This window comes from Rheinheimera mangrovi (assembly GCF_003990335.1).
Taxonomy (GTDB): Bacteria; Pseudomonadota; Gammaproteobacteria; order Enterobacterales; family Alteromonadaceae; genus Pararheinheimera; species Pararheinheimera mangrovi.
Genome location: NZ_CP034683.1, coordinates 2,361,617 through 2,374,362, shown reverse-complemented (window position 1 = coordinate 2,374,362; position 12,746 = coordinate 2,361,617). Strand labels below are relative to the sequence as shown.

10 protein-coding genes and 1 tRNA gene are annotated in these 12,746 nt (G+C 46.2%); 7 read left to right on the top strand and 4 right to left on the bottom strand.

Going from position 1 to position 12,746, the window contains the following annotated elements; translation table 11 throughout:
* Positions 1-69 precede the first annotated feature (69 nt).
* Positions 70-738 carry a Bax inhibitor-1/YccA family protein gene (locus tag EK374_RS10690; protein ID WP_127023074.1) on the bottom strand — a complete coding sequence of 223 codons (669 nt, stop codon included), beginning with the start codon at positions 736-738 and terminating at the stop codon, positions 70-72.
* A gap of 168 nt (positions 739-906) precedes the next feature.
* On the opposite strand from EK374_RS10690, the gene EK374_RS10685 reads away from it, so the two are divergent.
* Positions 907-997, top strand: a tRNA-Ser gene (locus EK374_RS10685).
* 121 nt (positions 998-1,118) lie between these two features.
* On the opposite strand, the gene sppA is transcribed toward EK374_RS10685, so the two are convergent.
* Positions 1,119-3,002 (bottom strand): signal peptide peptidase SppA, encoded by a 1,884-nt coding sequence (sppA, locus tag EK374_RS10680; protein ID WP_127023071.1) that lies wholly within the window; start codon positions 3,000-3,002, stop codon positions 1,119-1,121.
* A 204-nt stretch (positions 3,003-3,206) separates the two neighbouring features.
* Here sppA and EK374_RS10675 point away from each other — a divergent pair, with 204 nt between their 5' ends.
* The 5 genes from EK374_RS10675 (at position 3,207) to EK374_RS10655 (ending at position 9,326) form a co-directional block, all read left to right on the top strand.
* The gene (locus EK374_RS10675; protein ID WP_127023068.1) at positions 3,207-5,225 is read left to right on the top strand and encodes an NADPH-dependent 2,4-dienoyl-CoA reductase; all 2,019 of its coding nucleotides are present in this window, start codon (positions 3,207-3,209) and stop codon (positions 5,223-5,225) included.
* A 392-nt stretch (positions 5,226-5,617) separates the two neighbouring features.
* On the top strand, positions 5,618-6,850 hold the full coding sequence (glgC, locus tag EK374_RS10670; protein WP_127023065.1) for a glucose-1-phosphate adenylyltransferase: 1,233 nt from the start codon (positions 5,618-5,620) through the stop codon (positions 6,848-6,850).
* Between the two features lie 55 nt (positions 6,851-6,905).
* On the top strand, positions 6,906-8,309 hold the full coding sequence (locus EK374_RS10665) for a glycogen synthase (protein WP_127023062.1): 1,404 nt from the start codon (positions 6,906-6,908) through the stop codon (positions 8,307-8,309).
* A 122-nt stretch (positions 8,310-8,431) separates the two neighbouring features.
* On the top strand, positions 8,432-8,992 hold the full coding sequence (locus tag EK374_RS10660) for an NAD(P)H nitroreductase (RefSeq protein ID WP_127023059.1): 561 nt from the start codon (positions 8,432-8,434) through the stop codon (positions 8,990-8,992).
* Between the two features lie 28 nt (positions 8,993-9,020).
* The gene (locus EK374_RS10655; RefSeq protein WP_127023056.1) at positions 9,021-9,326 is read left to right on the top strand and encodes a hypothetical protein; all 306 of its coding nucleotides are present in this window, start codon (positions 9,021-9,023) and stop codon (positions 9,324-9,326) included.
* A gap of 81 nt (positions 9,327-9,407) precedes the next feature.
* Here the strand turns inward: EK374_RS10655 and EK374_RS10650 are convergent, their stop codons facing one another.
* Positions 9,408-10,448 carry an MBL fold metallo-hydrolase gene (locus EK374_RS10650; RefSeq protein ID WP_127023053.1) on the bottom strand — a complete coding sequence of 347 codons (1,041 nt, stop codon included), beginning with the start codon at positions 10,446-10,448 and terminating at the stop codon, positions 9,408-9,410.
* Between the two features lie 163 nt (positions 10,449-10,611).
* Between EK374_RS10650 and EK374_RS10645 the strand changes: the two genes are divergently transcribed.
* On the top strand, positions 10,612-11,229 hold the full coding sequence (locus EK374_RS10645; RefSeq protein WP_206099181.1) for a TetR/AcrR family transcriptional regulator: 618 nt from the start codon (positions 10,612-10,614) through the stop codon (positions 11,227-11,229).
* A 54-nt stretch (positions 11,230-11,283) separates the two neighbouring features.
* Here the strand turns inward: EK374_RS10645 and asnS are convergent, their stop codons facing one another.
* Complete coding sequence (asnS, locus tag EK374_RS10640) at positions 11,284-12,684, bottom strand: asparagine--tRNA ligase (RefSeq protein WP_127023047.1); 1,401 nt, start codon at positions 12,682-12,684, stop codon at positions 11,284-11,286.
* Between the last annotated feature and the right edge of the window lie 62 nt (positions 12,685-12,746).

Here is a 12,746-nt window from a genome sequence, read left to right as displayed (position 1 = left end):
ATAGCCTATAAAAAAGCCCCGCATTTGGCGGGGCATTTTACTGCAACATCAGCTTATCTCAAGCCTTAATTAATCATCGCTGCCCATGATACCCAGTAACTGCAATAACGAAGTGAACAGGTTGAAGATGTTTAGGTATAAGCCGACTGTAGCGCGGATATAGTTAGTTTCGCCGCCGTTAACAATACGGCTGGTATCAAACAGTATTAAACCAGACATAATCATCACTACAGCAGCGTTAATCGCCAGATGCAGGGCAGGGATCTGGAAGAAAATATTTGCCAGACCTGCGACTATCACGACAATCAGACCGACAAACAGGAAGTTACCCATAAAGCTGAAATCTTTACGCGAACTTAAGGCGTAAGCAGACAGTGAAAAGAACACCACTGCAGTTAAGCCCAGCGCTTGCATAATCAGCTCAGGACCATTGGCTGTGGCAGCAAAGCGGTTCAGCATAGGGCCGATAGAAGCACCTAAACAGCCTGTTAACGCGAATACCCAAAAAATGCCACTGGCGCTGTCCGCTTTTTTCTGTACGACAAAAATTAAACCAAAAGCGACCAGTGTTAATACCAGGGCCATGCCAAAGCCAAAATTCATCGCCATGGCAATACCAGCTGTTACAGCGCTGAAGGCTAAGGTCATCGCCAATAGGAAATAGGTATTGCGTAGAACTTTGTTGACTTCAACACTGTGGCCTATCTGGCCAGTGTGTGTGTGTTGGTTGTAGGACATTGCTGTTCTCTCCATTGAATAGTTACTTTTCTGACTTTATCTTACTTGGGAAGTTCCCAAAGTGCCAGCAGTTATCTTTGTAAAACAATTCAATCATTTACCTTGTTTTATTAAAGTTTAAAAAAATGCTTTTCTTTCGCTGCCGATCTGATTATTATACGCGGCGCCGGAGGGGTGGCAGAGTGGTTTAATGCACCGGTCTTGAAAACCGGCGAAGGTTAATAGCCTTCCGAGAGTTCGAATCTCTCCCCCTCCGCCATTATTCTCAGAACCCGTATCGGCGAAAGCTTATACGGGTTTATTTTTTTGTCAGATCTGCGCTATTAAACACATACCTATAAAAAAAGCCGCACAAGGCGGCTCTTTCTTCACTTCAACACTTAGTTGACCGCAGTACAACTCATACAAACTGAGTAAATACCTTTTGGATCGTTAAACTGTTCCAGTACTTTAAAGTCCTGATTGATTTGCGTCACGATGTTTTTTAGTAGTGGGCTAAACACCGACTCTTTCGCATCAGGTAACAGCGCCTGTACTGTGCTAGAGGCGAACATATCACGCAGCAGCTGTTCAGTAGGAGTTAATTCCTGCTCCATCACTTTAATATCGTATTGCTTTAAGCCGGCTTTTTCAGCTGCAGCAGCAATAGCGTCATCAAAAGTGCCCAGCTTATCAACTAAACCAAACTCCAGTGCTTTAGTGCCAGTCCATACGCGGCCCTGAGCTACTTTATTTACAGCTTCTTTGCTCATGCCACGGTTTTCAGACACCATGCCAATGAAATCGTCATAGCCTTTATTGATCATCAGTTGGAAAATACCTGACATTTCTGGTGTTAAGCCTTTAAACAATGGTAAACCTGAACTTAAACCAGCCAGCTCTGAAGTGCCTACGCCGTCAATGTTCAGACCTAAGACCGGCATTGCATTTTCCAGCGTGTGGAACAAACCGAAGATGCCAATGGAGCCCGTGATCGTAGTAGGAGAGGCCCAGATTTCATTAGCCGGTGCCGCAATCCAGTAACCACCAGAGGCTGCAACTGCACCCATTGAGGCAATCACAGGTTTACCAGCAGCTTTTAACAGCTTGATTTCCTGACCTATCACTTCCGATGCAAATGCACTGCCGCCACCGCTATCGATACGCAGTACCACAGCTTTCACTTTTTCATCAAAACGGGCACGACGTAATAAAGCGGCTGTGGTGTCACCACCTATAGTGCCCGCTTTGGCTGAGCCATCGATAATAGTGCCACGAGCTACAACAACAGCAACTTTTTCGGTCAGTGGATTATCGTAGTGAACCGGAGGCAAGACCTGGGCCTGATAATCTTTAAACTGAATTTGATTAAAGCTGTGTTTTTCGCTTTCGCCAACCAGTGCAATTAAGTCCTGACGGAACTCTTCACGGGTTTTGATGCTGTCAACTAGCTTTGCATCCAGCGCATACTGCGTCATATCACCGTTAACGGCCTGCAGTTTCTGATACAAACCACTGATAGTTTCATCAAAGTTATCAACTGCAAAGCCACGACGTTCAGCCACTTGCTGTTTGTAGCTGGCCCATAATTCGTCCAACCATGCTTTGTTGGCTTCTTTGGCTTCGTCTGACATGGTATCGCGGGTAAAAGGCTCCACTGCAGATTTATAGGTGCCCACTTTAAACACATGAGTGGTGACCTTTAATTTCTCTAATGCAGATTTGTAGTACATAGGGTAGCTACCAAAACCTTCCAGCAACACTGTACCCATAGGATTTAAGTTAATGCTGTCGGCGTAAGAGGCCAGGAAATATTGGTTTTGGCTGTAGTAGTCGCCTGTTGCCAGTACTTTTTTGCCAGCGGCTTTAAAGTCTTGTAATGCGTTACCTACCATAGTCAGCTTATCTATGGAACCTGAACCAAAAGAGGATAAATCCAGCACTATAGCTTTAATACGCTCATCAGTTTTTGCTGCCTGAATGGTCTTTAACAAATCAGTCAGTAAAATCTCTGGTTCATCCTCTTGCGAACCCATGCTTTCATTAAGCACTTGATCCAAAGGGTCGACATAACGTTTTTCTTCAACCAGATCACCGGATAAGTTCAGGATCAAGGCTGCGCTTTCCGGTATTTTTACTTTATCGTCGCTGCTGAAAATGGAAATCAGAATGAAGATAAACAAAACGGCAAAAATCAGATTAAAAGTGATATGACGAACCAGACTGATAGCCCGCCAAATGCCACCAAAAAAGCGTCTTAAGATCCCAGGTTTTTTCTCAGACATATGATGTACCTATAGTTTCGGCAAAGTAGTAAAGGGCTATGCTAACGAATTTAAAGGGAAAGCTCAGGGTGGAATTTGTAAGTAAATGTTTATTTACCTCTGTAATGCAAAGCTTCAGCGTCAATTACTTTGGGTAGTTCTTGCGATAAAGCAGCAAAACGGCTACATTCTTGCTATTCAACAGGTACGACCAGAGAGATTGTTGTGGCATATCCGCATTTATTAGCCCCACTGGATTTGGGCTTCACTCAATTAAAAAACCGCGTCATTATGGGCTCTATGCATACTGGCCTGGAAGAAGAAAAACAAGGCTTTGATAAACTGGCCGCTTTTTATGCCGAACGGGCAAAAGGTGGGGTTGGTTTAATTATCACCGGTGGCATTAGTCCGAATTTTCGCGGCAATCTGGTGCCTTTTGGCAGCCAGCTTACTTGGTGGTGGCAGGCTGGCAAGCATAAAAAAGTGACTGAAGCTGTACATCAGCATGGCGGCAAAATTTGTATTCAGCTGCTGCATGCGGGTCGTTATGGTTATCATCCATTTAGTGTGGCGCCAAGCGCTGTGCAGTCGCCTATCACTCCCTTTAAACCTAAAGCTTTATCTGACAGCCAAATTCGCAGCACCATTGCTGACTTCGCTCATTCTGCCAAGCTGGCAAAAAAAGCTGGCTATGACGGCGTTGAAATTATGGGCTCTGAAGGTTATTTGCTCAATCAGTTCCTTTGTTCCCGTACGAATCAGCGTACTGATCAATGGGGCGGTAGTTTTGAAAACCGTTGCCGTTTTGTGCTGGAGATCTTAAAAGCAGTGCGCGAGGCCTGTGGTAAAGACTTTATTATTATTTACCGTTTGTCCATGCTCGACTTAGTCGAAGACGGCAATAGTTTCGATGAAGTCATTGCTTTGGCAGCATCTGCAGCTGCAGCAGGCGCCACTATGCTCAATACGGGGATTGGCTGGCATGAAGCGCGAATTCCAACCATTGGTACTATGGTGCCCCGTGCTGCTTTTAGCTGGGTCACAGAGCAAGTGCGCAAACACGCCAGTATTCCTGTGATTGCCACCAACAGAATTAACGACCCGGAAGTTGCTGAACATATTCTTCAGTCAGGCCAGGCTGATATGGTGTGTATGGCGCGTCCATTTCTGGCGGATGCTGAGTTCGTCAATAAAGCAGCAGCAGGCCAGGCGCATTTAATTAATACCTGTATCGCCTGTAATCAGGCTTGTCTGGATCATGTATTCCAGAAAAAACGTGCCAGTTGTTTGGTCAACCCTCGAGCCTGTTATGAAACAGAGCTGAATTTTGAAACCGCGGCGGCGAAGAAAAAAATCGCCGTTGTAGGAGCAGGTCCTGCTGGTTTAGCTTTTAGTGTTTATGCTGCGTCCCGCGGTCATGATGTCACTTTGTTTGACCGTGGTAGTGAAATTGGTGGGCAATTTAATTACGCCAAACAAATACCTGGCAAAGAAGAGTTTCACCAGACGCTGCGTTATTTTGGCGAAATGCTTAAAGTGAACAAGGTGAATGTGCAGTTGAATTCAGAGCAAACGGCAGAAAGTTTGGTCGCTGGTGGTTATGACCATGTGGTGTTATCCAGTGGTATCAAAGCCCGTCAGTTAGACATTCCGGGTTTTGATCATCCGAAAGTCCTGAGTTATCTCGATGTACTGAAACATCATAAGGCTGTGGGTCAGAATGTGGCTGTGATAGGAGCGGGTGGTATTGGTTTTGATGTGTCTGAATATTTAACAGAGCCACATTCATTAACTCTGCAGCCTGAAGCCTGGTTAAAAGACTGGGGCATAGATAAAGACTATCAAAGCCGCGGGGCTTTGCTTGCTGACGCGCCCATCGAACCTTCAGCACGAAAAGTATTTTTGCTGCAGCGTAAAACCAGCAAGGTTGGTGCTGGTTTAGGTAAAACCACAGGCTGGATCCATCGCAGTTCATTAAAGAAAAAGGGCGTAGAGATGTTGTCTGGCGTCAGCTACAACAAAGTAGATGATGCAGGGCTGTGGATCAGTATCGATGGCAAGGAGCGGTGTCTGGCTGTTGATAACGTCATTATCTGCGCCGGGCAGGAGCCCGAGCGCAGTCTGCACCAGCAGTTACTGGCTGCAGGTCAGCAAGTGCACCTGATTGGTGGTGCTGATGTAGCTGCTGAGCTGGATGCAAAACGCGCCATTCGTCAGGGCGCAGAGTTAGCTGCTCGTCTGTAACCATCCTTACCAGAATAAGCCTCTACCTGAAGTCATTTGGATTGAGGCTTGTTCTGGCTCTGTTATTTCCAGTTCTGATCCGGTCGCTGAAATATATTTTTCTAACTTTCACTTGCTAAGCTTACCCAATTCCCGCTATTACTCAGGGCGTGATTGCATTCGTATGCATCAAAGTTCTGTTCTACTTTGGTGCGAGCTATGAGCTCTGCACCAAAATGGAACTTTGTCATACCTGCGTCATCTGTTGTTCCTAAATTAAAACTTCACAGAAGCGTTGATTCGATTGGAGTAACAAAAATTCTTCAGGGTTATGTTGGTTGTGGTATCAGCTTTGCTTTCACAACAGAGTAAAAAAAATTCAAATCGTTGGTTTTAATAACAGGGAGATCTATATGTCTGGTGTACTTACCATGATTTTAGCAGGGGGCGAAGGGACCAGGCTGGCACCTTTGACTGGAGTCAGAGCCAAACCGGCTGTGCCCTTTGGTGGCAATTACAGAATTATCGATTTTGTACTGAATAACTTTGTGAATTCGGATTTGTTGCAGATTTTTGTGATCACCCAGTTTAAATCGCATTCATTAATGAAGCATTTAAGCCGCGCCTGGCGAGTGACAGGCTTAACCAACAGATTTATTGATCCCATCCCGGCACAGATGCAAACAGGTAAACACTGGTATCTTGGCACGGCAGATGCGGTCTATCAGAATATCCATCTGATCCATGGCCTTGACCCTGAAGAAGTCTGTGTTTTCGGTGGTGACCATATTTACAAAATGGATGTGCGGCAAATGCTGAACTTCCATCGCCAGAACCACGCACTCTTGACTGTTGCGGCTATTCCTGTGCATGTGTCTCAGGCTCATGAGTTTGGTGTTATTGAGGTCGACAGCTCGGGCAAAATGGTCGGTTTTGAAGAAAAACCTAAATCGAACCCAAAAACTATTCCGGGCCGGCCCGATTATGTGCTGGCGTCTATGGGTAATTATATTTTTGATGCTAAAACCTTAGTTGAGGTGCTGAACGAAGATGCAGCGCAAATAGACTCGAAACACGATTTTGGCCATAACATTATTCCGAAAATGTATCCGCAAGGCAGTGTTTATGTATATGACTTCTCAACAAACGTGATCCGTGGTGAGCAGGAAGATTCCAAAGGCTACTGGCGTGATGTAGGAACTTTGGATTCATATTATGAAGCTAATATGGATTTAATTTCTGTGCAGCCGCCTTTGGATTTATACAATAAATACTGGCCACTGCGCAGTTATACGCCTCCTATGCCTCCGGCTAAATTTGTGCATGATGAAGCCAACAGAACGGGCCAGGCAATAAGTTCCATGGTGGCGTCAGGCTGTATTGTCAGTGGTGCTATCGTGTATCAGTCTATTTTGGGTTATAACACCGTAGTGCACAGCCATGCTTATATTGAAAAAAGTGTCTTGATGGGCAATAACGATATAGGCCGGGGTTGTCGTATTCGCCGTGCTATCATCGATAAAGATGTGAAAATAGCACCGAACACCATTATTGGTGAGGATCCGGTGCTCGACCGTCAGCGTTTCCATGTATCGGCTGATGGTGTTGTGGTGATCCCAAAAGGGGCAATGGTGGGATTTGACTGATACTACGGCCGGAAAGGCCGCAGATCGGAATGCGGCCTTTAGTGGGAAATGAACAATGCGTGTTTTGTTTTTATGCAGTGAATTTGAAGGTGTGATTAAAACCGGCGGTTTGGCAGACGCCAGTCGCGGTTTAGCGATACAGATGCAAAAACTGGGGCATCAAGTCAGAGTGTTGCTGCCTCGTTACGGCAGTCTCTATACAGTCCCTGTTGAAGAGAATTGGCAATCTGTCTATTTTGCGCTGGGTGGACATGCCCAGGGTTGTGCTGTACGTACAGTGTTAAATTCGGAAGTGCCACTTGCACTGATTGAGCACCATGATTATTTTGGCCGGCCACGGCCTTATGATGATGGACACCAGGCGTACCCGGATAATGCATTACGCTTTGCTTTTTTCTGCAAAGCCGCTTTGCAGTATTGTGTTGATACAGGCTGGGTGCCTGATCTGATCCATGGCCATGACTGGCAGACCGGCATTGCAGCCTATTATCTAAAGCAGTTTTATCAGCAGGCTTTACCCGGCACTAAAATGCTGTTCACCATTCACAATGGTGCTTATCAGCAAGCGTTGTCCGCAGCAGACAGGCTTCTGACAGAAGTTTATCCTTCGAGCTCCATGGCTGGGTCCAGTATGCTGGCTCTGGGGCTGGCGTATGCGGATAAGGTGAATACGGTCAGTGAAGGCTACGCCACTGAGTTGTTATCTGAACCGGCAGCCAATGGTTTAGCGGCCTTGTATCAGACGCGAGGTGAAGATTTCTCCGGCATTTTGAACGGCTGTGACTATGAGCAATGGGATCCAGCCACTGATATTTACCTCACAACGAAATACAGCCGAACTAAACTCAAAGGCAAGTTGGCTTGCAAAACAGAACTGAAGCAACGTTATGGCCTTGAACAAAACACAACCCCTCTTTTTGTGCTGGTCAGCCGGGTCACAGAACAAAAAGGCTTCGCCTATTTGTTGCCAGCGTTAGAGCAATGGCTTGCAGAGGCTGACGCACAGGTGCTGATGATGGGGACGGGTGATCAGGCTTATGTTGGCCGACTGCGTTCGTTAAACGACAAATTTCCCGGTCGTTTTGTTTTTGTGGAAGGTTTTGATGAGGCTTTATCACACCAATTGGAAGCAGCAGGTGACTTTTTCCTGATGCCATCTTTGTTTGAGCCTTGTGGCTTAAATCAGATTTACAGTCTACGTTATGGCACTGTGCCTCTGGTGCGTTTAACGGGCGGCTTAAAAGATACGGTACGCGATTTAGCTGAAACTGAGCCCACAGGCATAGGTTTTGTTGAACCCACGGTGCAGGCATTGCTGGAGGCCTTAGACAGAGCTTTGGTTTTGTATCAGCATCCTGTCAGGTACAAAGAAGTCCAACAACGGGGCATGCAACAACGTTTTGGTTGGGCAGAATCAGCACTGCAGTATCAGGCTTTGTATCAACAACTACAGCCTTAATTGATGGCAACAGCGGTGTTTCGCCCAGAGCTTGAACAAACAGCGGCTGTGGGTGCGAAAGCTGTTGTATGACTAAAATAAAGTTTGGTAGCCTTAAGCGAGCTAAATCAAAGGGTTTATTTATGGATGCTGTTACATTACTGACGACCCGTTATTCCTCTGCACGTTTAACTGAACCTGCCCCAAGCGGCGAAGCTTTGGCTATTATCAAACAAGCGGCTTTGCAGGTACCTGATCACGGTCATTTACGGCCATGGCGTTTTGTTGTGGTCAATGGCCGTAAGTCACTGGAAAAGTTAGGCGATATTTTTGCCGAAGCAGCGCTGGAAGAAGATCCATCCGTTGCCAATGAATTGATTGAACGCGCACGCCAGTTACCTTTACGTGCTCCTATGGTGATTGTCTGTATCGCTAAATGTGTCAATCATCCGAAAGTGCCTTTGTCTGAGCAGATTCAGTCTGCTGCCTGTGCTGTAATGGCGATGCAACAAGCTGCTTTTGCTTTGGGTTTTGGCGGCATTTGGCGCACCGGTGCTTACACTCAGTATGAATTTGTAAAACAGGCCTTTGAGCTTGGCGAAGACGATGAAATCGTTGGTTTCCTGTATTTGGGCACTTGTGCTCAGGAATTGCCAGCGAAGACACCTTTGGCTGTCGAAGAGTTTTTCAGCGACTATCAATAAACCAGGTTCAAGGGACTGCAGACAGGGTATGGATCAGCAAAGCGTATTTATCAACGAAGTCAGACAGCAGTTTGATCGATTGTTTCAGGCTAAAAAAGCCGGTCAGAATGTGGTGGCACTAAAACACCGGGCAGAAGGTTTTCTTTATGCCGGAGAGTTACTGGGACTGGTGGATAAACCTCTGCTACAACAATTGATGGAACAAAGTTATCTGGACGTTTTTGGTGTGACTTTGTCAAAGGCGTCTTCTTACCAGACTGAACGTAAGCAGGCGTTAGAAAACGAGTTTTATCAGTATTTTGAAGAGCCGGCCTTTCACAGAATACGCAACTGACAATCTGATATTTTCGACTGTGGTGTAAAAATCACGATGAAAAGCAACACGGGGAAAAAGCCTCTGTGTTGCTTTTTTGTTTTATTCCAGACGCAGTACTTCTTCGGTAAGAGAGGTTTCAGTCATCATACTTTTCCACCAGCGCTTTTGCGTTGTCAGCGGATCTGGATGAGTCAATGACAGGGGCTGACCAAAGATAGGTGTCAACAAAGATACCTGATAGGCTTTGGCTGCAGTTTCTAATCGTTCCAATGGTTCATGCCAATTATGCATGGCCAAATCAAAACTACTGTTGTGGATCGGGATCATGTGTTGACCTTGCAGATCCAGATGCGCACGCAAGGACTGCTCAGGCTGCATATGAATATCAGCCCATAATTCGTTATAAGCTCCGGTTTCAATCAAGGTGATATCAAAAGGCCCCAGCCGTTGCCCTATGGTTTTAAAGCCAGAAAAATAGCCACTGTCACCGCTGAAAAACAGCTTCAGCTGGTCGGTTATTATCGCCCAGGATGCCCATAAGGTTTTGTTTTTATCGCTCAGGCCACGGCCAGAAAAATGCTGAGCTGGAGTGGCTGTCAAGGTGACTCCATGCAAGCTGGTGTCTTGCCACCAGTCCAGCGCGATTATTTTCTGTTTTGGGATCCCCCAGCGAATCAGATGCTGGTCCACTCCAAGTGGCACAATAAAACGTTCAGTTCTGTCATTTAACGCCAGCACACTGTGTTTATCCAGATGATCATAATGATCATGCGACAAAATAATACCGGCCAGAGCAGGGACTTCAGACAATTGCAAGGGCAGCTGATGAAATCGTTTTGGGCCAGCCCATTTCACGGGTGACGCGCGTTCAGAGAATACCGGATCGGTCAGCCAGTAGTGGCCATTTAATTGCATCAACACAGTGGAATGACTGATTTTATAAAGCACAGCTTCTGCTGTGGCTACTGCTGGCAGTTGCACCTGCTGCACTGGCAATTGAAAAGCCGGGCTACGCTCCTTATTGGTATTCGTGAGGTACTGCCATAAAATTTGCGGCAATCTGGCAAAGCCAGCTTCATTCGCACCGGAATTATTGGTATATCTCTGGTCTTTATTGGTTGCAGATACATAGGAAGTCATAATAGCTCCGGTTATAAGTAACAAAACAACAGCAACACTGTGGCGACGAAAGCTCATCAGTTGGCCCTTTAAAAGTAAACTACACTGTGCAGTTTACTTAATTGGCTTTAAAAGTAAACTGCTGAGTGTAATAATGCGTAAAATTTTTTCGGGAACCTTAAGCGTGAAAACAGAAGTTATACCCAAGCTGACTCGTTCCGAGCAAAAAAAGCAGGATGTGCTGCGTGCAGCCATTCAGGAATTTCGTATGTTTGGTTTTGCCGGTGCCAGTATGGACAGGATTGCAGAGTTGGCCGGGGCCTCCAAACGTACTGTGTACAACCACTTTGTCAGTAAAGAGCAGTTGTTCGATCTGGCGACCACTGAGTTATGGCGCAGCAGTAAATCGGCTGCCAGTGTTGCTTTTGATCCATCGCAATCAGCAGAGCAGCAATTATTGACCATTTGTCGTCAATGTCTGGCTGTGTATGAGCAAGAGGATTTTATTGAGCTGGCTCGGGTGGTTATGGCTGAATATATCCGCAGCTCTGAAAAAGCTCAGGCGGCTATGCAGAGGATGGCAAAGCAGGAAGGGGGGCTTGAACTTTGGTTGGCTCAGGCACAGCAGCATGGCGTTCTGACAATACCAGACATTCAGCTTGCGGCAACTCAATTTTGGGGCATGTTTAAAGCTTTTGTGTTTTGGCCAAGAGTTTTTAATCTGAGTACTGAAACTAAGGTCGATGAAGCTGTGGTCTTAAGTTCTATCCGGATGTTTATTAGTTTTTACAGCAGTAAATAGCATCTGTGCTTACTAAAAAGGCCTCGGAAGAGGCCTTTTAGCAAAAGTTACGGATCAGAAGTCTGCATTGCCCGGTGTACGAGGGAAGGCAATCACATCACGTACGTTGCCCACACCTGTGACATAAGACACCAGACGCTCAAAACCTAAACCAAAACCGGCATGAGGTACTGTGCCGTAACGGCGCAGGTCACGGTACCAGCTGTAGTCTTCTTTATTCAGACCCATCTGATCCATACGGGCATCCAGTTGCTCTAAACGCTCTTCACGCTGACTACCACCGATGATTTCACCAATACCTGGCGCCAGAATATCCATAGCGGCCACAGTTTTACCGTCTTCATTCATCCGCATGTAGAAGGCTTTGATGTCTTTTGGATAGTTTTGCAGTATCACAGGAGCACCTACATGCACTTCAGCTAAGTAGCGTTCGTGCTCAGACTGTAAATCCACACCCCATTCCACAGGGTAATCAAATTTCTTACCGCAGTTTTTCAGAATTTCAACAGCTTCTGTGTAATCCATACGGACAAAAGTGGAATCGATCATGTTTTGCAGACGGCTGACTGCATTTTCATCGACACGTTCAGCGAAAAACGCCATATCGTCGGCACGTTCTGCCAATACGGCTTTAAACACAAACTTCAGCATGTCTTCAGCCAGCTGCGCTACGTCTTTTAACTCAGCGTAAGCTACTTCTGGTTCAATCATCCAGAACTCAGCTAAGTGACGGGTAGTGTTTGAGTTTTCAGCACGGAACGTTGGGCCAAAGGTATAGACCTTAGACAAAGCACAGGCATAAGTTTCAACGTTCAACTGGCCTGATACCGTCAGAAAAGTTTCTTTACCGAAAAAATCCTGTTTGTAATCAATAGCACCTTTGTCGTCACGTGGCAGGTTTTCCAGATCCAGTGTACTGACACGGAACATTTCACCAGCGCCTTCGGCGTCTGCACCCGTAATGATAGGGGTGCTGATCCAATAGAAACCACGTTCATGGAAGAAACGGTGAATAGCCTGAGCTAAACAGTGACGCACTCGGGTGATAGCACCAACCATGTTAGTACGGGCACGTAAATGCGCTTGCTCACGCAAGTATTCCATGCTGTGGCGTTTTGGTGCCATAGGGTAGGTGTCTGGGTTTTCAACCCAGCCAACGACTTCAACAGAAGACGCCTGGATTTCAAAAGCCTGGCCCTGGCCTTCTGATTTGGCAATAGTGCCAGTCACAATGACAGAGCACGCTGTCGTCAGACGTTTAATTTCGTTTTCGTAATTATTCAGATCAGCCGGAGCAACGGCCTGAACTGCATCAAAGCAGCTGCCGTCGTGCACGGCTAAAAATGAAATCCCGGCTTTGGAATCACGCTTAGTGCGGATCCACCCTTTTACTGTGACTGTATCGCCAACCTGATACTGGCCAGACAGCACATCTTTGATTACTGCATGCGTCATGCAACCTGCTCCAACTTACTTAAGAAACTGTAAAAACCCAAAAGCAGACATCATACTGAGGC

Excerpts from the sequence above, each read along its gene's own strand:
- EK374_RS10655 (WP_127023056.1), top strand. The coding sequence starts at position 9,021 with ATGGATCAGCAAAGCGTATTTATCAACGAAGTCAGACAGCAGTTTGAT.
- EK374_RS10690 (WP_127023074.1), bottom strand. The coding sequence starts at position 738 with ATGTCCTACAACCAACACACACACACTGGCCAGATAGGCCACAGTGTT.
- glgC (WP_127023065.1), top strand. The coding sequence starts at position 5,618 with ATGTCTGGTGTACTTACCATGATTTTAGCAGGGGGCGAAGGGACCAGG.
- asnS (WP_127023047.1), bottom strand. The coding sequence starts at position 12,684 with ATGACGCATGCAGTAATCAAAGATGTGCTGTCTGGCCAGTATCAGGTT.
- EK374_RS10650 (WP_127023053.1), bottom strand. The coding sequence starts at position 10,448 with ATGACTTCCTATGTATCTGCAACCAATAAAGACCAGAGATATACCAAT.
- EK374_RS10660 (WP_127023059.1), top strand. The coding sequence starts at position 8,432 with ATGGATGCTGTTACATTACTGACGACCCGTTATTCCTCTGCACGTTTA.
- EK374_RS10665 (WP_127023062.1), top strand. The coding sequence starts at position 6,906 with ATGCGTGTTTTGTTTTTATGCAGTGAATTTGAAGGTGTGATTAAAACC.
- sppA (WP_127023071.1), bottom strand. The coding sequence starts at position 3,002 with ATGTCTGAGAAAAAACCTGGGATCTTAAGACGCTTTTTTGGTGGCATT.